Raw genomic sequence first — 17,309 nt, forward strand, 5'->3', positions numbered from 1 at the left:
GCCCGTTCGCGGCGGAGGCGGTGTGTACCGCCTCAAGTTTTCCGTGTCAAGCAGTTCTTTTTAAAGAACTTTTTCAACACTTCCGAAGCCCGAAGGCCCCAGCGGAGGCAGCTCTCTAAGGAAAGCCGATCTCCAAGTCAACCAGGCTTTTCAGCCTTTCTGCAAACCCGAAAACCGAAGCTTTCAAATCCGCCCCGCCCAGTCCGTTTCCGAACCCTGCGGCCCGCCCGTTTCCGAGCGAGCGGCGGATATACGGACCTCCCCTCGAGTCCACAAGCCCTGAATGACAGTTTCACGAACTATCTCAGAGAACCGGAGTCTTTATCTGGCTCAGGCTGATTTTCCAGCCCTACCCTGCCGCTATATAGGTGCGCAGGCTTTCGGCTTCCCGAGTAGCTTCGGCGATCTGGCATTTGACCACATCGCCGATGGAGACGACGCCTGCCAACCGCTTGTCTAGCAGCACAGGCAGGTGCCGGACGCGGCGATCCGTCATTCGGCCCATCAGGACAGCGACCGTTTCAGTGGGCTCGGCATAAATCACTTCGGCAGTCATATAGTGGGCCACTGCAAGGGAGAGCGCGGCCACGCCATCACGAGCGATGGCCTGAACAATGTCCCGCTCCGAGAGAACCCCGACAACATCGTCTCCCCGGCAGACAATCAGGGCCCCGACCCGCTTGCGGTCCAGTTCGGCACAGGCCTCAATCAATGACGCATCAGGCGACAGGGTGAAGACCGCCTGTCCCTTGCCCTTGAGTATCTCGGCGACCAGCATGGCGGCTCCTTCCCTTCTATATAGAGAGACGACCGCGGACCGGCCGCTACTCGGACAGGATCGCTCAGACGCCCCCGTGACGCAAATCCGCTCTCGGGCCGAACCAGCGCCCCAGCGGACCGACCGCCAACATACCCACCAGGAAACCGAAGGCGTGAGCCTCCCAGGCAATGCTGGCCCCGCCCCCGCCTGGGGCCAGGCCGATCAGGCCAACCGCCAGATTGACCAGCATCCAGACCGCCGCCTGCTTCAGAACGGCGGGATGGAACAGCGGTAGTACACGGCCATGTCCCCACATGAGACGGGTCGCGGCGCCGATCAGGCCGAACACCGCTCCGGACGCGCCGACCAGATTGCTGGTGCTCCCGGGATGGCACAGGCCATAGCCGAACGCGGCGACGACGCCGCTCACGATATAGAGGGCGATGAAGGCCAGCGGCCCCATGCCGCGAGAGAGAAGACGCGCCACCGGCGTGCCGAATGCGAGCGCGCCGACGGCGTTCATGATCACATGCGCCCAACCGCCATGTAGCAGCATGGAGGTGAGCAGGCCCGTCCAGCGCCCCTCCCACAGGTCATTTGCCCGAAACGCCATCGACATGCCCTGATCCGGCAGCCTCTCCTGCAACCAGTAGAGCACGGGCATGGAGGCTGCGATCAGCACCGGCAAGAAGGGGGCGTTGAATATACGCTCGCGCTGAGGGGCAGCTGGATCGTCGACAGGACTTTGCATAACCCCTTGATGGGCAAAGACCGGTGCAATCTCAAGCCGATATTAAGACCCGCGTTCCTAACTGGCACGCGGGTTGCTTGGCGACCTTCATCGCCCTGCGGAGTCCCCTATGCCGTTTCAAAAACTGATCCTGACCGCCGCCGCCCTGGCCCTGCCTGTTCTGGCGGCCGACGCCGCCTCGGCGCAGTCGACCGGCTCGGCGGGCGCCGCCCAGTTCCAGGCGGGCTATGGCTCCTCGCGCTACACCACCGCCCAGAACTCCAGCGGATCGACCCGCGACGCCAACGGCAATCGTCTGATCGTCAACGGCATCATGCAGACCGGGGCCAGCGCCTACTCCAATTCCACCGGCGGTGCTTCAAACGGCTACGTCGGCGCCGGATCGTCCAACAACGGGACAGCCATCGGCGGCGCGATCGCCACCGGCAACAGCCTGAACGTCGTGGTTCAAGGCAACCGGAACACGGTGATCGTCAACTCCACCCAGAACAACACCGGCAACATCACCGCCGGAACCGCCCTGAACGGGACCCTGAACTTCTAATGACAGCATTTCGCTTCCCTCGTCCGCTGCGAGGCGCCGCCGTCGCGGCCGCCGTCGCCAGCGTCCTGGCCGGGTGCGCCAGCACGAGCGCCGGTCCCTCGGGCCAGTACGCCTCGCCGATCGGCAATGCGCCGGTGACGTCCAACCCCACGCCCTACTCGACCGCGCTCTACTGCCTGGCCGACTATGCACGCCGCTATAACCTGCCGTCGCCGCGCATGGCCGTCGGTCGGATCAGCGACTATACGGGCTCCATCTCCTCCGATGGCGGACGCCAGATCACCCAAGGCGCCTCCCTGATGGCTAACACCGCCCTGGCCAAGGCCGGCGCGCGGATCGTCGAACGCTACGACACCTCGGTGTCCGAGCTGGAGTTGCGCTACGCCAACAACAAGCTGATCGGCGACGACCAGGAGAACGGCGGGCCCCAGGACGCCGCCTACCGCCGCATTCTGGCCGGCCAGGTGCCCGGCTCGGACTTCTATGTTGTCGGCGGCATCACCGAGGTGAACTACAACATCCGCTCGGGCGGCATCGACATCGCCGGCGGCGAGGTCCAGCAAAACGGCGGCTCGGGTATGCTGACCGGCAAGGTCTTCGTCATGAACGTGGCGATCGACCTGCGCCTGGTCCAGACCACCACGCTCGAAGTCGTCGACGTCGTCTCATATCAGAAGCAGATCGTCGGACGCGAGATCTCGGCGGGCGTGTTCGACTTCCTGAACGGCAACGTCTTCGACATCTCGGCCGGCACCAGCGGGCTCGAGCCGGTGCAACTGGCCGTCCGCGCTCTGGTGGAGCGCGCCACGGTCGAGTTCATGGCCAATCTCTATGGCGCGCCGGGCCCCGAGGTCTGCCTCAGCCCCGCCAATGATCCCCTGGGCGACTCTCCGGTCGGCCCTACCGGCGGCTACTATCCCGCCTATGCAAATACGGACACGAACAATGGTCAGACTCGCGCGGATCCGTCTCGCTGGCACGATCGCCGCGACGGCGATGTGCGCCGCGGCCGCTACTGAGGTCGCGGCCCAGGACCGCAGCCAGGTCCTGAACGAACAGCTCCAGCTCGGCGACGTCTTCGGCGGGCAAACGTTGAACGTCGTCGACGTCAGCGGCCAGGTGACTGTGACCACCGACGCGCGCGGCAACCAGTTGGTCGGCGCTTCCAACGGGCGCAGCACTGACATTGACTCATCTCAGGACATGCGCGGCGACGTTTCGGCGTCGACCACGCTCACCCTGGATGGCGACACCAATGGACCGGTGACCAGCGCCACCGAGGCCCGCGGCAACTCACTGACGGGCGCGATCTACTATGGCCAGATGACGGTCGATGCGACCCAGGCGCTCAGCGGCGACGTCACCGCCACGACCAACCTGACAGGGACAGACGCTCGTCTCGTCGGCGGCGGACAGATTTCGGCAGGAGCCTTCGGCAACACCGTTGCCCTGGTCGGTGGCGGCTCCGGCGATCGCCGCGCCGCCCTGACCGGACGCATCGACCAGACGGTCACCGGCGACGTCCGCGCGAGTAATCTGGCGTCGCCGCGTTTCGTCCGGGAGCCGGCCGAGTTTGTCAGCCAGGCCGTCGCCAATACGGTGCAGGGCACGACCGGCCCCAACGCGAGTCAGGAGCTGGATGTCCGACAACGCTCATCGGGCGCTCTGGTCGAGGCCAGGACCGGCGTCTGGGCCGGCAACGGCTGGAACCTGGCGGCGCGCGCCCATGCCGGCGGCAACCAGGCGAACTTCTACAACCAGGGCGGCTCCCTAGTCCCGACGACAGATCAGGCGAATAGCGCCCAAATCCGCAGCGACAGCGAACTCAGCAGCTATGACTTCGGCAAGGCGACGTCTTCCGCCACCGCTGTCGCCAACGACGTGACCATCGCCAACAACGACATCTATGTCGACATCGACAACACCCAGCTGAACACAGGCGGCGTCGAGGCGACCGCCTCCTTCACCGGACAAAAGGGCTATGACGCCTATGTCGGCGCCCAGGCGGCCGGCAATGCGATCACGGGCTACGGCGCTGCGCCAATCGTCCGCAACGTCCAGAGCAACAGCGGCGACGTCAGCGCCACCGCCACGACGACGATCAATGGCTCTGGCCGCCACGTCATCGCCGGCGCCAACGCCGTCGGCAACGCGGCGACCTTCTATGTCACCGGCACGGGCGGAAATTAACATTCGGTAACTTGAGGTAGTCAAGCCTCTTTGTCACTCTGAACGAACGTGCTTACGCCAATGCACGCGACCATCGACGTGCAGGGCAGCAGTCAGTCCCGGGGGCCGCCTGATCGCACGAGGTCCGGAGTCTGACTGAATGCGATCGCCTCGCCATCTGTTGCTGCTTGCCGCCTCGAGCCTCGCCCTTATGGGCGGGGCCGCCCTGCCCGCTGTCGCCCTGGCGCCGCCGCCGGCAGCCGCTGCTCAGGACGCCCAGCCGTCCCAACCTTGGGCCCAAGCCGCCAGCGACATTCCAGCCGATACCGCTGTCCGTTTCGGCACCCTGCCCAACGGCATGCGCTACGCCATCATGAAGAACGCCACGCCGCCCGGGCAGGCGTCGCTGCGCCTTCGGATCGCGGCCGGCTCGCTGATGGAGAACGAGGATCAGCTGGGTCTGGCCCACTTCATGGAGCACATGGCCTTCAACGGTACGACCAACGTGCCCGAGAACGATCTGCTGCGTATCCTTGAGCGTCTGGGTCTGGCCTTCGGCGCCGACACCAATGCTTTCACCAGCTTCGACCAGACCGCCTATACGCTGGAGCTGCCGCGCACCAACGACGAGACCGTCGACACTTCGCTGCGGATCATGCGCGAGCAGGTCTCCGAAGCCCTGATGAAGGCCGAGGCCATCGACGAAGAGCGCGGCGTGATCGAGGGCGAAGAGCGCCTGCGCAACACCCCAGGGCTGCGGTCCACAAAGGCCCAGCTCGCTCTGCTGGCGCCGGGCCAGCGTCTGTCCAACCGCCTGCCGATCGGCGACCTGAGCATCATTCGCTCGGCTCCCCGCGAGCGCTTCGTGGAGTTCTATAACGCCTATTATCGGCCGGAACGTGCGACCATGATCGCGGTCGGCGACTTTGACGTCGATCAGATGGAAGCCAAGATCAAGGCGACCTTCTCTGACTGGAAGCCCAAGGCCGCCGACGGCCCGAATCCCGATCTGGGAAGCGTCGCCCCACGTTCGGCCGAGACCCGCATCCTGATCGAACCGGGCGTTCAGTCCTCGATCCAGCTGAACTGGATACGCAATCCCGACCTGGACCCCGACACCTTCTCCGAGCGGCGAGACAAGTTCGTCCAGAGTCTGGGCCTGGCGGTGCTGAACCGCCGGCTGGGCGAGATCGCCCGCGCCGACAATCCGCCCTTCCTCAACGCCAGCGCCGGTCAGGGCAGCCTGTTCGACTCGCTCGACCTGGGCACCGTCTCAGCCAACTTCAATCCGGGCGGCCTGAAGCGCGCACTGGATACCATGGAGCAGGAACAGCGCCGCCTGGTGCAGTTCGGCGTGACGCAGGCCGAGTTGGACCGCGAGATCGCTAATACGCGCACCGCGCTTGAAAACGCCGTCCAGGCGGCGGCGACGCGCAGCACGCCGGCCCTGGCCAACGCCCTGCTGTCGGCGGCCAACGACGACACGGTCTTCTCCTCGCCAGCCACCAACCTGGCCCAGTTCGAAGCTGTGGTGAAAGACCTTAAAGCCGAGCAGGTCAGCACGGCGGTCAAGTCGGTGTTCGAAGGCTATGGCCCGCTTGCTCTGGTCGTCACGCCAGAAGCCATCGAAGGCGGCGAGGCCGGCGTCACTGCTGCCCTTGCAGCCAGCCGAGCCGTCGCCGTCACCGCCCCCGCTGCGCAAGCGGAACTGCAATGGCCCTATGCCGACTTCGGCAAGATCGCCGCGCCCAGCAGCCAGACCGAAGTGGCCGCTGTCGGCGCCACGGTCGTCGCCTTCCCCAACGGCGTGCGCCTGACGGTCAAGCCGACCGACTTCAAGGACCAGCAGATCCTGGTCACGGTCCGCACCGGCATCGGCGAAGAAGGCCTGCCGACCGACCGCTTCACCTCCCAGATGCTGGCCCCGATGGTCTTCACCCAGGGAGGTCTGGGCAAGCTGACGGCGGACGAGCTCAGCCGCGTCCTGACCGGCAAGATCTACAGCGCCGGCTTCGCCATCGACGGCGACGCCTATCAGCTGTCGGGCGCCACCCGCCCCTCCGATCTGCAACTGCAGATGCAGGTGCTGGCCGCCTATCTGACGGATCCGGGCCTGCGCCCCGCGCCGTTCGAGCAGATCAAGGCGTTCTTCCCGCAAATACTGGCCCAGCAGATCGCCACCCCCGGCGGCGCCTTCGGCATCCAGGCCGCAGGCTTGCTCGCCAGCGGCGACAAGCGCGAAACGGTGCCCGCAGCTTCGGACATCGCCGCCTTCACCCTCGACGAGCTCAAGCAAGGCGTGACCCAGGGCATGGCGTCCGGCCCGATCGACATCGTCATGGTCGGCGACGTCACGGTGGAGGACGCCGTCAAGGCCGTAGCCTCGACCTTCGCGGCCCTGCCGACCCGCGCGCCGGCGGCCCAACCCCTGCCCGGTTCGGACCAGCGTCGCTTCCCGGCGCCGACGGCCCAGCCGGTGCGCCTGACGCATACGGGTCCGGCCGAGCAGGCCCTGGCTTATATGGCCTGGCCGACGACAGACGCCGTCGACGACCGCACCGAGGCGCGCAAGGTCAGCATCCTGGCCGAGGTGTTCAAGCTGCGGGTGCTGGACGAAATCCGCGAGAAGCAGGCCCTGGCCTATTCGCCGCGCGTCTCATCCTCGGCGTCTGACGTGTTCAAGGGTTACGGTTCCATCTCGGTCATGGCCGAGACGGCGGCGGACAAGATCCCGGCCTTCTACGCCGCGGTCGACGCCATCATCGCCTCGCTTCGGGACACGCCCGTCACCGAGGACGAGTTGAACCGCGCCCGTCTGCCGACGATCGAGTCCCTGCGTCGCAGCCAGGCCGGCAACGAATACTGGCTGGGCCAACTCGAGGATCTCGCCGCCAAGCCTGCCTCGGTCGAGCAGATTCAGACCCACATCACGGATCTGGAATCCTTCACGCCCGCCGATATCCAGGCGGCGGCCCGCCAGTACTTGAAACCGGGCGCGGCGTGGAAGGCCGAGGTCGTCTCGGTCAACGCCCCGGCCCAGTAAGGTTCGAGCAGGCGACGAAAAAGGGGCCCCGATCCAGCGGATCGGGGCCCCAAGTCTTTTGGCCTAATCGACGGAGAGTCGATGGACGAAATCTAGGTCAATCCGGATGACGCCAGCCTGAACAGCCTATTCAGAAGACGCGACCGCCGACGCCGCCGTCCAGCATGATCATCGCGCCCGAGGCCACCGAGCCGGCGCTCTCGACCATTTCCTCACGATACTCGGTGTAGGTTTCTTCGCGGACCATGGTCAGAACCTTCACGCCCGCGCCATAGCGGCGCAGCAGCGAACGCTCGTTGCAGTCGCGCTCCTGTTTCTCAGGGCGGCATTCCAGCATCCCGCCGCGGCCGTACCACAGGGCCTCGCGCTTGTTGCAATTGACGGTTTCGCCAGGGCCGCCCGCCTCGTCGGCGATGGTCCATTGCAGCTTGGTCCCCGCGATGCAGCGATAGAGTTCGCCCTCGTAGTCCATGGCGACGTCCTTGCCGGGACGCACCTGCGAGGCGGGGTGCGGCACGGCGCGGTCGTCGATGCAGACGGCCTGAATGACCACCCGCTTTTCCATCCGGCGCGAGGCCGTGTAGGGAACGCGGACCGCCTGCATGGTCTTGCCTTCAACCGACAGGCCCTGGATCGTGGTCGGATAGGGCTGGTCCACGTTGAAGTAGGCACCGCCGCCACCGCCGACGACGATGATGCCGCCGCGTCCGCCGCCGTGCGTGTTCACGTTGAAATTCCAGGTGCCGCCGCCGCCGCCGATGCCGTCGCGTGGCGTGATCGGCGGCGTCACCGGCGGCGCGCCGCAATTGCCGCCGCACGGAATCACCGGCGGCGGCGGCGGCGGGGGCGGCTGGCACGTGCCGCCGCACTGAGCGGCGGCGGTGTCAGCCACCGCCATCAGGCCGACGAAAGCCCCGGCCGCAGCCAGCAAAGTCTTTATCCGCACCCGCATGGGCTGGACTCCTGCATTGTTCTTCGTGCCCGCTCCCTGCAAGTCGCGGGCCGGTCCAATGAACGACGAAACAGCAAAAGCCTTGCGTTTCCGTTGCCTTCGCGCCGCCGGGCAGGCGTGCGACTGTGCCATCCTGACGCGACCCGCCGACGGGCCTCAGACGGGGCGTAGTTCCCGAACGTAGCGCCGCCAGTTCTCGACGTAGTGCTGAGCCGAAATCCGCAGGGCCTCGATCTGCCCCGCTTCCAATTCCCGCACCACCTTGCCCGGTTGGCCCATAACGAGACTGTTGTCCGGAATGACCTTGCCCTCGGTGATCAGGGCATTGGCGCCGATGAGGCAGTTCTTTCCGATGTGGGCGCCGTTCAGGATCACAGCGCCAATGCCGACCAAGCTGTTGTCGCCGATGGTGCAGCCATGCAGCATGGCCTTGTGGCCCACCGTCACGCCTTCGCCGATGGTCAGAGGCGAGCCGACATCCGTATGCAGGATGCTGCCGTCTTGAATATTGCTGTCGCGGCCGATCACGATGGGATCATTGTCCCCTCGCAAAACCGTGTTGAACCAGATGCTGGCGCCGGGATTCAGAATCACATTTCCTAGGACCGTTGCATTCGGCGCGATCCAGTATTCGCCCTCCGGCGGAAGCTGAGGCTTGCTGTCGCCCAGACTGTAAACACTCATCAGAACACGCCCTATGTTTCAGAAAATGATGGCTTTAAGCCTTCATAAACTACGTTAGCATCATTCTGTTGATGCGATTCGAGGCTGCTATTTCGGCCCCGGATCCGAAGCCGGATCAAGCCCGGTCCGGTCAGATACTGGAGAATGCGCATGGCGTGTTCGCGACCAGTTCCGGGACGACGCCTCTGCTGCGGCGATGACCCTGCGGCTGATCCGGGCGGCCGCTGCATTGTTCCGCCCCTCTCCTCCCCCACCGACGACCAAGGCGAGACCCTGCCGGGCTCGCCTTTTTTCATGCCCTGGAGGCGTTCATGACGAAGCGTTCGGTCATCAAGCATCAAGTCCGCGAAGGTGTTCTGGATTCGGAACAGTTTCTGCATGACGCCAAGGTCCGGCGATTGCCGCCCCAGTCTCATAATCGCAACGGCTGGTCGCCCTACCCCTCCAATGATGATCGCGACCAGGCCTATCTCAAGACTCTGAAGCCCAAGTCAGAGGGGCAGACGGAACTGATGGACGCCGTCGACGCCCACAACCTGGTGCTGGCGCTGGGCCCGGCAGGCACCGGCAAGACCTATCTGGCGGTGGCCAAGGCGGTCGAGGCGCTGGAGGCCGGCAAGGTCGGCCGCATTGTCCTGAGCCGCCCTGCGGTGGAGGCCGGGGAGTCGATCGGCTTCCTGCCGGGCGACATGGAGGACAAGTTGGCCCCCTATCTGCGGCCCCTCTACGACGCCCTGTCGGACCGCCTCAGCATGAAGCGGGTCAAGGCCCTGATGGCTGAGGGCCTGATCGAGATCGCCCCCATCGGCTACATGCGCGGCCGCACGCTGAACAACGCCTTCATCGTCGTGGATGAGGCCCAGAACTGCACCTACGTCCAGTTGAAGATGCTGCTGACCCGGCTGGGCTGGCACTCGACCATGGTCGTGACCGGCGACCCGCAGCAGTCGGACCTTCTGCCCGGCGTCTCGGGCCTGTCGGATATCTCTGAGCGAGTGGAGACTGTGCCGGGCATTGCCGTGGTGCGGCTGGCCGAACGCGACATCGTGCGCCACCCCCTGGTCGCGAGCATGATCGGCGTCCTGTAAGCCCCCTGTCAGGACGCGGATGCGGAAGAGGCCCGGTGAGCGATCACCGGGCCTCTTTTCTCATTACATGACGTCAGCCAAGGCCGCCTTGGGTTCCGGCTCCGGCTTCTTGGTCGGAGGCTGAACGCGTCCGCCCATACGGTCGATCAGGGCGAAGACGAAGGGGTTGAGCGAGATCGACAGCAGGGCTGAAGCCAGGATCAGGTCGTGGGTTTCGCGGCTCATGGCCCCCAGCGACACCGAGGTCGCGGCCAGGATGAAGGAAAACTCCCCGATCTGGGCCAGGCTGGCGGCGACCGTCAGACTGGTGGCCCGGTCCAGCTTGAACGCCGTGGTGATGACCAGGGCGGCGAGCGACTTGCCGATGATGACGATGCCCAGAACGCCCAGAACGGCCAGAGGCTCGCGCACCAGAATGCTGGGGTCGAACAGCATGCCGACCGAGACGAAGAACAGAACGGCGAAGGCGTCGCGCAGCGGCAGCGAGCGCTCGGCGGCGTTGTGGCCCAGCGGCGAGCTGTTCAGCACCAGCCCGGCCAGGAAGGCGCCCAGGGCGAAGGAGTGGAACAGATAATAGGCGACCCAGGCGATCCCCAGAGCAATGGCCAGCACGCCCAAGGTGAAGAGTTCGCGCGACTTGGTGTGGGCGATGCGCACCAGCACCCAAGGCAGGACCTTGGCGCCCACGACCAGCATGACGCCGACAAAGCCAGCGACCTTGATCAGGGTCCAGCCGACGGACTTGGCTAGTTCGGCGCCGCTGAGCGTCTCACCCGGCGCAATGATGAGAAGCGGCAGCATGACCAGGGCGATGACGATGACCAGGTCCTCGACGATCAGCCAGCCCATGGCGATCCGGCCGGCGTCGCTCTTGAGCTGTTTGCGCTCTTCCAGGGCCCGCAGCAGCACCACGGTCGAGGCCACCGACAGCGAGAAACCCAGCAGCAGGGATTCTATGTCGTTCAGGCCCAAGAGGAAGCGTCCGAGCATCCAGCCCAGAACCGTGGCGGCCCCGATCTGAACCAAGGCGCCGGGGATGGCGACCTTGCGCACCTTCATCAGGTCCGCCAGCGAGAAATGCAGCCCGACCCCGAACATCAGCAGGATGACGCCGATCTCGGCCAACTGAGGCGCCAGCTCGGTGTCGGCGACGAAGCCGCCCGTGAACGGCCCCACAACGATGCCTGCGACCAGATAGCCGACCAGAGGCGACAACTTCAGCCGATTGGCCAACATGCCGAACACGAAGGCGAGGACGAAGCCCCCGACCAGGGTGATAATCAGGCTGTCGTCATGCGGCATCGGCGCTCCTGCGTCGGTGAAGGTTCTTCTGGGACTGGAAACCTCAAACTGGGGGCGCAACGCCACCACGGCAAGGCTTTCTTCTCCATTTTACCGGGATGAAACCGATTGGAAACAGTGAAAGTTGCGTGCGCGACGACGGGTCGCGGAAGGACGCAGCTTCTCCCTCCCCTTCATGAGGAGGGTGGTCGCGTCAGCGACCGGGTGGGGAGGGCGTGGGGATGACGGGCGCGGCGCTTGAACTGCCGAAGCGCCCCCACCCGTCTGGCGCTGCGCGCCAGCCACCCTCCCCATGAAGGGGAGGGAGAACATCCTGAGTGCGCTATCGCCCTTTGGGCTGCTTGAGCGCCGACGCCCGCCTCGCGAAATCGCGGGCGGTGGAGGGCTGGGCGGGGCGCCGGGGCTTCGCCCGGAGACAGATGAGTAATACCGTTTCGACGAAGGCCGACGCCTCGCGCGAAGAGTTGGACATGAGCTCGGGGCAGGCGCCGTTCTTTGCGGCTACCCCCGGCGCCCATGACGGGCAGGCTGCACCGGCGTGCAGTCCTGGAACGGTCCGCGTAACCCCCGCGACCCTGACCGAGACCTCTATGGCGGACAGGTCGAACGCCCCGTCGCTAGGCCCCATCGATGTCTCATCTGAAGTGTGGCCTACCGCGCTTCGCGCTACTTGAGGCCGCGATTGGAGGAAGCGCGTTCGCGCCGCCTCGCTTCTCACTCCTGAACCGCCCGCCTGATCCATCGCCGCCTTCCGCTGGGTGCTCCCTTGCCCGGCGCGTGCGATGGAGGACGAACGGTTCGACAAGACCCCCGTTCTCTCCGCTCCCGCCGCCGCTTCGGTTCGCCGGCCGAGCGAGCCCTCCCTTGCGACGGGACGAGGGAAGCATGGGGCAGGTAGCGGGTGGGGCTCGTTGATCGCGGCGAGCGGCGGGCATTACCTCTGGTTTTCAGGGATTGGAGGGGCTTGATGTGCAGGCTATCGCCTTAACTCGCTCATCCCGGCGAAGGCCGGGATCCAGATCATATGGCTGGGCGGCCTGCGGTCAGAGGCGGGATTGCGCCATTTGAACCGGGCGGCGCATCTTACAATCTGGATCCCGGCCTTCGCCGGGATGAGCGGATTCCGGGGGTGGCGAGACCCCTCAGCCGAGCGCCACCGGCGCCCACCCGTCGTCAGCTCGCGATACGTGCTTCCTCCACCCGCAAGGGGAGAAGGAAGGGTGTGCTAAGCCCGGACGGCGCGGCTAGCGTCGACCCCGAGGGCGGTCAGGGCGACAGCCACGATGTGGTCGGCGTCGAGGCCGGCCTGGGCGTACATGATCTCGGGCTTGTCCTGATCCTGGAAGACGTCGGGCAGTGTCAGGGTGCGAATCTTGAGACCGGCGTCCAACGCGCCCTTCTCGGCCAGCAGTTGCAGGACGAAGGCGCCAAAGCCGCCCATGGCGCCCTCTTCCACCGTGATCAGACACTCATGCTCGCGCGCCAGACGCAGGATCATGTCGGCGTCAAGCGGCTTGGCGAAGCGGGCGTCGGCGACGGTGGCCGAGACGCCGCGCGCGGCCAGCAGGTCGGCGGCTTTCAGCGATTCCTGCAAGCGGGTGCCCAGCGACAGGATGGCGACCGAGGTGCCTTCCCGGACGATGCGGCCCTTGCCAATCTCCAGCGGGGCGGCCAGCTCGGGGATTTCCACGCCGACGCCGTCGCCGCGCGGATAGCGGAAGGCGCTGGGACGGTCGTCGATGGCCAGGGAGGTGGAGATCATGGCGGCCAGTTCCGCCTCGTCGGCGGCGGCCATCAGCACCATGCCAGGCAGAGCCCCCATGAAGCCGATGTCGAAGCTGCCGGCGTGGGTCGCGCCGTCGGCGCCGACCAGACCGGCGCGGTCCATGGCGAAGCGCACCGGCAGGGACTGGATGGCCACGTCGTGGACGACCTGGTCATAGCCGCGCTGGAGGAAGGTCGAATAGATGGCGCAGACCGGCTTCATCCCGTCGGCGGCCAGACCGGCGGCGAAGGTGACGGCGTGCTGCTCGGCGATGCCGACGTCGAAGGTGCGGTCCGGGAAGGCCTGACCGAACAGGTCCAGCCCCGTGCCGGTCGGCATGGCGGCGGTGATGGCCACGATGCTGGGGTCGGTCCGGGCGTGCTTGATCAGCTCGGTGCCGAAGACCTTGGTGTAGCTGGGGGCGTTGGAGACGGCCTTGGCCTGCTTGCCCGAGACGACGTCGAACTTGACCACGCCGTGGTACTTGTCGGCGCTGTCCTCGGCCGGGGCGTAGCCCTTGCCCTTTTGCGTCACGACGTGGACCAGCACCGGACGGTCGGTGATGGCGGCGGCGTTCTTCAGGATCGGGACCAGGTTCTCCATGTCGTGACCGTCGATCGGCCCGATGTAGTAGAAGCCCAGTTCCTCGAAGAAGGTGCCGCCGACGATCATGCCGCGGGCGTATTCCTCGGCCTTGCGCGCCGCATCGCGGAACGGGCGCGGCATGTGGTCGACGAACTTCTTTCCGACCTTGCGGATGTTCTGATAGGCGCCGCCCGAGACCTGTTTAGCCAGATAGGCGCTCATGCCGCCGACGGGCGGGGCGATCGACATGTCGTTGTCGTTCAGCACCACCATCAACTGACCGCTGGTGGCCTCGGCGGCGTTGTTCATCGCCTCATAGGCCATGCCCGCCGACATGGAGCCGTCGCCGATGACGGCCACGACGCGGTTCTTCTCGCCCTTGGCGTCGCGGGCGGCGGCGAAGCCAAGCGCCGCCGAAATCGAGGTCGAGGCGTGGGCCGCGCCGAAGGGGTCGTATTCGCTTTCCGAGCGCTTGGTGAAGCCCGACAGGCCGCCGCCCTGACGCAGGGTGCGGATGCGGTCGCGCCGCCCGGTCAGGATCTTGTGCGGATAGCATTGATGGCCGACGTCCCAGATCAGGATGTCCTTCGGCGTCTCGAACACATGGTGCAGAGCGACGGTCAGCTCGACCACGCCGAGCGCCGAGCCCAGGTGGCCGCCGGTGACGGAGACAGCGTCGATGGTCTCGGTCCGCACGTCGTCGGCCAACTGCTTCAGCCGCGCGATATCGAACCCGCGCATGTCGGCGGGAACGGTGACGGTGTCGAGAACGGGGGTGTCGGGCATCGTAAACGGGGGCCTTTGACGCGGATCGTCAGTCATTTAACCCGCGGACGGCGGGGGCGTTTCCTATCAGGACCTGCGCTTGAGCACAAAGTCCACGCTGGCCTTGAGGATTTCGGCCTCGTGGCCGAACAGGTCAAGGTGGGAGCGGGCCTGATCGGCCAGGTGCGCGACCCTGTGACGCGCCGCGTCGACGCCCAGCAGGGTGACGAAATTGGTCTTGCCCAGCGCCGCGTCCTTGCCGCCGGCGGCCTTGCCCATCTCTTCGGCCGAGCCTTCCGCGTCCAGAACATCGTCGATGATCTGATAGGCCAGGCCCAGGTCGTGGGCGAAGCTGGTCAGGGCGTGCCAGGCGTCCTCGCCGCCGCGCGAGATGATCAGCGGGATCTCGAAGGCGTAGGCGAACAGGGCGCCGGTCTTCAGCCGCTGCATCCGGGCGACGCCGCCCAGATCGTCGCGGACGCCCAGCAGGTCGATCATCTGGCCGCCCGCCATGCCGCGCGCGCCCGACGCAAAGGACAGGCGCCGAGCCAGCTCGCAGCGTACGCCTGCGTCGTCGTGGGTGTCTTCGTCCAGGATGATGTCGAAGGCGGCGGTCTGCAGGGCGTCACCGGCCAGGATGGCGGTCGCCTCGTCATAGGCGATGTGCAGGGTCGGACGGCCACGGCGCACGTCGTCGTCGTCCATGGCCGGCAGGTCGTCGTGCACCAGCGAATAGGCGTGGACGCATTCCAGGGCGCAGGCGGCGCGCAGCACAGCCTGCTCGTCCACTTGCAGCATCCGGCCCGCCTCGATGGCGAAGAAGGGGCGCAGGCGCTTGCCGGGGCCAAGCGCCGCATAGCGCATGGCCTCGGTCAGACGTGATTCGGGGCCGTCGGCGCGGGGCAACAGCTCGTCGAGGGCGACCGTGACCAGATCGGCGATCTCGGCCACCCGGTCGATGACGGCCTGTTCCGGGGAGTTGGCGGCGAGCAGGGTCACAGCCTCAGCCGAACTCGGCCGGCTCGACGCCCTTGGCCTGGCCGTCGGCGCCGACGACGATCTTCTCGACGCGCAGCTGGGCGGCCTTCAGGCGAGCCTCGCAGTGGGCCTTGAGGCGCGCGCCCTCTTCGTACAGGGCGATGGATTCTTCCAGCGGAGCCTGGCCGGACTCCAGGCGCGAGACGATGCCCTCCAGACGCGACAGGGCGTCCTCGAAGCTGAGATCGGCGGAAATGGCGGGGGAAACGGGGGCGTCGGTCATGATGGCCGCAACCTAGAGACGCCCGCGCGGCGCAGCAACGACGAAAGGCGTCATATCCGTCACCCGGCGGTAGTGGGGCCCGCGATCAACCCCGTTCGCTCATCCCGGCGAAGGCCGGGATCCAGATTGAAAGGCGCGCCCCTATCCAGAAGCGCCGCAATAGCGCCATTTGCAGCCAGCAACGCCGTCATATGATCTGGATCCCGGCCTTCGCCGGGATGAGCGTAGGAGGACAGCTTAGCGCTTCTCGTAGCGACGCTGTGACCAGTATTTGAAGCCCTGGTTCTCGGCCAGACGCCAGCCGTGGAGCTTCAGCTTCTGGCCGACCATGTGGTTGAAATAGCCGTGCGCAAGAACCAGGACGTCCTGACCTTCGCCCGCGCGGGCGATCAGGATGCGGGCGGCCTGATCGGCGCGGACCTCGGCCTCGGCGCGGGTTTCCTGGCCTTCGTGGTGGTTGAAGACGTGCCACCAGAAGCGCGAGATCACGCCCCAATAGCGCGGCGACAGCTTGATCCACGACGGGAAATGCGGCGGCGGCAGGGGCGCCTCGATGAACAAGGCGTCGACCAGGACCTCGCGGTCGCGGGCCACGGCCTTAGCCGTTTCCTGGGCGCGACGGCGCGACGAGGCGTAGATGGCGCCCGCACCCTCGGCGGCGCTCAGCAGGGTCTGGGGCGGCGTCTGGCCGGCGCGCAGTCCGCCGATCTCGTAGCGGCCCCACCAGTCGCGATATTCGTCCGAGGTGATCAGACATTTGCGCGACAGGGCCGGTTCGCCGTGGCGGGCGAGGATAATCGCGCCGAGCGCCGGCGTCGCCTGGGCGGCGGAGGGCGCCTCTGAAGGCGTCGATGCGACGGATTCGGTGTGAGTCATGAGTGCGGGAGACGTCATAGCACGGGGAGCGGCCTGTGAAATCAAGGCTTTGGCGTCCCTCAATCCCCCCGAATGCGGTTGACGGGGCAGGCGTTTCGTCCGCCCCTTGGAAGATGGTGGTAGCTCCCGGCACGCGCCCCTGCAACCACCAAGCGATGACAGCCTCGCGAGCGGGCCCTGCGGCCTCGACCGCCGGGCCTCGCGGCGCTATGGCCGAAGCCATGACCGAAGCCCTGATCCGCCCCGCCCGACCCGACGATGCCGCCGCCCTGGCCGTGCTGGGGCGACAGACCTTTGTGGACACCTTTGTCGAGGGTTTCGGCATCCCCTACCCCGCCGACGACCTGGCCGCCTTCCTCGACAAGAGCTTCAGCGTCGAGACCATTTCCGCGAAACTGGCCGAGCCCGGCGCCGCCTGGTGGGTGGCCGACCGCGACGGCGAGATCCTGGGCTTCGCCAACACCGGGCCGAACACCCTGCCCCATCCCGACGCTCGCCCCAGCCACGCCGAACTGCGCCGCCTCTACATCGGCCGCGACGCGCAAGGGTTGGGTCTGGGGACGAAGCTGCTGAAACTGGCGCTGGACTGGATGGAGGCCCACACCGACGGCCCCCTGTGGGTCGGCGTCTGGAGCGGCAACGAGAAGGCCCAGAAACTCTACGCCGCCTATGGGTTCGAGAAGGCCGGAGAGTACGACTACCCGGTCGGCGCCTGGAACGACCACGAGTTCATCTTGCGGCGCGGCTGATCGCGGCCCAATCTG

At 66.4% G+C, this 17,309-nt stretch carries 15 protein-coding genes; 6 read left to right on the forward strand and 9 right to left on the reverse strand.

What is annotated here, in order from left to right:
- Positions 1 to 349 precede the first annotated feature (349 nt).
- Both HNP51_RS08655 and HNP51_RS08660 read right to left on the reverse strand, forming a co-directional pair.
- Positions 350 to 778 carry a CBS domain-containing protein gene (locus HNP51_RS08655; protein WP_184270468.1) on the reverse strand — a complete coding sequence of 143 codons (429 nt, stop codon included), beginning with the start codon at positions 776 to 778 and terminating at the stop codon, positions 350 to 352.
- Positions 779 to 842: 64 nt separating this feature from the next.
- A complete protein-coding gene (locus HNP51_RS08660) occupies positions 843 to 1,424 on the reverse strand; it encodes a rhomboid family intramembrane serine protease (RefSeq protein ID WP_260398443.1) in 582 nt (193 codons plus the stop codon).
- Between the two features lie 196 nt (positions 1,425 to 1,620).
- Here HNP51_RS08660 and hfaA point away from each other — a divergent pair, with 196 nt between their 5' ends.
- The 4 genes from hfaA (at position 1,621) to HNP51_RS08680 (ending at position 7,267) form a co-directional block, all read left to right on the forward strand.
- Positions 1,621 to 2,055 (forward strand): holdfast anchoring protein HfaA, encoded by a 435-nt coding sequence (gene hfaA, locus HNP51_RS08665; RefSeq protein ID WP_184270462.1) that lies wholly within the window; start codon positions 1,621 to 1,623, stop codon positions 2,053 to 2,055.
- Positions 2,055 to 3,074: a holdfast anchoring protein HfaB gene (gene hfaB, locus HNP51_RS08670; RefSeq protein ID WP_184270459.1), complete on the forward strand. Its 1,020-nt coding sequence runs from the start codon at positions 2,055 to 2,057 to the stop codon at positions 3,072 to 3,074. Before hfaA ends, hfaB begins: the two co-directional genes overlap by 1 nt.
- Positions 3,001 to 4,245, forward strand: coding sequence for a holdfast anchor protein HfaD (gene hfaD / locus HNP51_RS08675; protein ID WP_184270456.1), 1,245 nt, complete (start codon positions 3,001 to 3,003; stop codon positions 4,243 to 4,245). The genes hfaB and hfaD overlap by 74 nt, the downstream gene beginning before the upstream one ends.
- Before the next feature lie 139 nt (positions 4,246 to 4,384).
- Positions 4,385 to 7,267 carry a pitrilysin family protein gene (locus HNP51_RS08680; protein WP_184270453.1) on the forward strand — a complete coding sequence of 961 codons (2,883 nt, stop codon included), beginning with the start codon at positions 4,385 to 4,387 and terminating at the stop codon, positions 7,265 to 7,267.
- Positions 7,268 to 7,397: 130 nt separating this feature from the next.
- Here the strand turns inward: HNP51_RS08680 and HNP51_RS08685 are convergent, their stop codons facing one another.
- Entirely contained in the window at positions 7,398 to 8,219 is an 822-nt protein-coding gene (locus HNP51_RS08685; RefSeq protein WP_184270450.1) for a hypothetical protein, read from the reverse strand.
- A gap of 156 nt (positions 8,220 to 8,375) precedes the next feature.
- Positions 8,376 to 8,903, reverse strand: coding sequence for a gamma carbonic anhydrase family protein (locus HNP51_RS08690; RefSeq protein WP_184270447.1), 528 nt, complete (start codon positions 8,901 to 8,903; stop codon positions 8,376 to 8,378).
- A gap of 299 nt (positions 8,904 to 9,202) precedes the next feature.
- Between HNP51_RS08690 and HNP51_RS08695 the strand changes: the two genes are divergently transcribed.
- Positions 9,203 to 9,991: a PhoH family protein gene (locus tag HNP51_RS08695; protein WP_184270656.1), complete on the forward strand. Its 789-nt coding sequence runs from the start codon at positions 9,203 to 9,205 to the stop codon at positions 9,989 to 9,991.
- 63 nt (positions 9,992 to 10,054) lie between these two features.
- Here the strand turns inward: HNP51_RS08695 and HNP51_RS08700 are convergent, their stop codons facing one another.
- From HNP51_RS08700 to HNP51_RS08720, 5 genes are all read right to left on the reverse strand, one after another.
- Positions 10,055 to 11,293, reverse strand: a complete 1,239-nt coding sequence (locus HNP51_RS08700; RefSeq protein WP_184270444.1) for a cation:proton antiporter — start codon at positions 11,291 to 11,293, stop codon at positions 10,055 to 10,057.
- A gap of 1,225 nt (positions 11,294 to 12,518) precedes the next feature.
- Positions 12,519 to 14,429, reverse strand: a complete 1,911-nt coding sequence (gene dxs, locus HNP51_RS08705) for a 1-deoxy-D-xylulose-5-phosphate synthase (protein ID WP_184270441.1) — start codon at positions 14,427 to 14,429, stop codon at positions 12,519 to 12,521.
- A 66-nt stretch (positions 14,430 to 14,495) separates the two neighbouring features.
- Positions 14,496 to 15,368 carry a polyprenyl synthetase family protein gene (locus HNP51_RS08710; RefSeq protein ID WP_184270653.1) on the reverse strand — a complete coding sequence of 291 codons (873 nt, stop codon included), beginning with the start codon at positions 15,366 to 15,368 and terminating at the stop codon, positions 14,496 to 14,498.
- 43 nt (positions 15,369 to 15,411) lie between these two features.
- Positions 15,412 to 15,669 carry an exodeoxyribonuclease VII small subunit gene (locus HNP51_RS08715; RefSeq protein ID WP_184270438.1) on the reverse strand — a complete coding sequence of 86 codons (258 nt, stop codon included), beginning with the start codon at positions 15,667 to 15,669 and terminating at the stop codon, positions 15,412 to 15,414.
- Between the two features lie 237 nt (positions 15,670 to 15,906).
- Positions 15,907 to 16,545: a histidine phosphatase family protein gene (locus tag HNP51_RS08720; protein WP_184270435.1), complete on the reverse strand. Its 639-nt coding sequence runs from the start codon at positions 16,543 to 16,545 to the stop codon at positions 15,907 to 15,909.
- A gap of 221 nt (positions 16,546 to 16,766) precedes the next feature.
- Here HNP51_RS08720 and HNP51_RS08725 point away from each other — a divergent pair, with 221 nt between their 5' ends.
- Positions 16,767 to 17,294 carry a GNAT family N-acetyltransferase gene (locus tag HNP51_RS08725; protein WP_184270432.1) on the forward strand — a complete coding sequence of 176 codons (528 nt, stop codon included), beginning with the start codon at positions 16,767 to 16,769 and terminating at the stop codon, positions 17,292 to 17,294.
- Positions 17,295 to 17,309: the final 15 nt, after the last annotated feature.

This window comes from Brevundimonas bullata (assembly GCF_014207965.1).
Lineage (GTDB): Bacteria > Pseudomonadota > Alphaproteobacteria > Caulobacterales > Caulobacteraceae > Brevundimonas > Brevundimonas bullata_A.

Excerpts from the sequence above, each read along its gene's own strand:
- HNP51_RS08685 (WP_184270450.1), bottom strand. The coding sequence starts at position 8,219 with ATGCGGGTGCGGATAAAGACTTTGCTGGCTGCGGCCGGGGCTTTCGTC.
- HNP51_RS08700 (WP_184270444.1), bottom strand. The coding sequence starts at position 11,293 with ATGCCGCATGACGACAGCCTGATTATCACCCTGGTCGGGGGCTTCGTC.
- HNP51_RS08720 (WP_184270435.1), bottom strand. The coding sequence starts at position 16,545 with ATGACTCACACCGAATCCGTCGCATCGACGCCTTCAGAGGCGCCCTCC.
- HNP51_RS08690 (WP_184270447.1), bottom strand. The coding sequence starts at position 8,903 with ATGAGTGTTTACAGTCTGGGCGACAGCAAGCCTCAGCTTCCGCCGGAG.
- dxs (WP_184270441.1), bottom strand. The coding sequence starts at position 14,429 with ATGCCCGACACCCCCGTTCTCGACACCGTCACCGTTCCCGCCGACATG.
- HNP51_RS08715 (WP_184270438.1), bottom strand. The coding sequence starts at position 15,669 with ATGACCGACGCCCCCGTTTCCCCCGCCATTTCCGCCGATCTCAGCTTC.
- hfaD (WP_184270456.1), top strand. The coding sequence starts at position 3,001 with ATGGTCAGACTCGCGCGGATCCGTCTCGCTGGCACGATCGCCGCGACG.
- HNP51_RS08725 (WP_184270432.1), top strand. The coding sequence starts at position 16,767 with ATGACCGAAGCCCTGATCCGCCCCGCCCGACCCGACGATGCCGCCGCC.
- hfaB (WP_184270459.1), top strand. The coding sequence starts at position 2,055 with ATGACAGCATTTCGCTTCCCTCGTCCGCTGCGAGGCGCCGCCGTCGCG.
- HNP51_RS08655 (WP_184270468.1), bottom strand. The coding sequence starts at position 778 with ATGCTGGTCGCCGAGATACTCAAGGGCAAGGGACAGGCGGTCTTCACC.
- HNP51_RS08680 (WP_184270453.1), top strand. The coding sequence starts at position 4,385 with ATGCGATCGCCTCGCCATCTGTTGCTGCTTGCCGCCTCGAGCCTCGCC.
- hfaA (WP_184270462.1), top strand. The coding sequence starts at position 1,621 with ATGCCGTTTCAAAAACTGATCCTGACCGCCGCCGCCCTGGCCCTGCCT.
- HNP51_RS08660 (WP_260398443.1), bottom strand. The coding sequence starts at position 1,424 with ATGCCCGTGCTCTACTGGTTGCAGGAGAGGCTGCCGGATCAGGGCATG.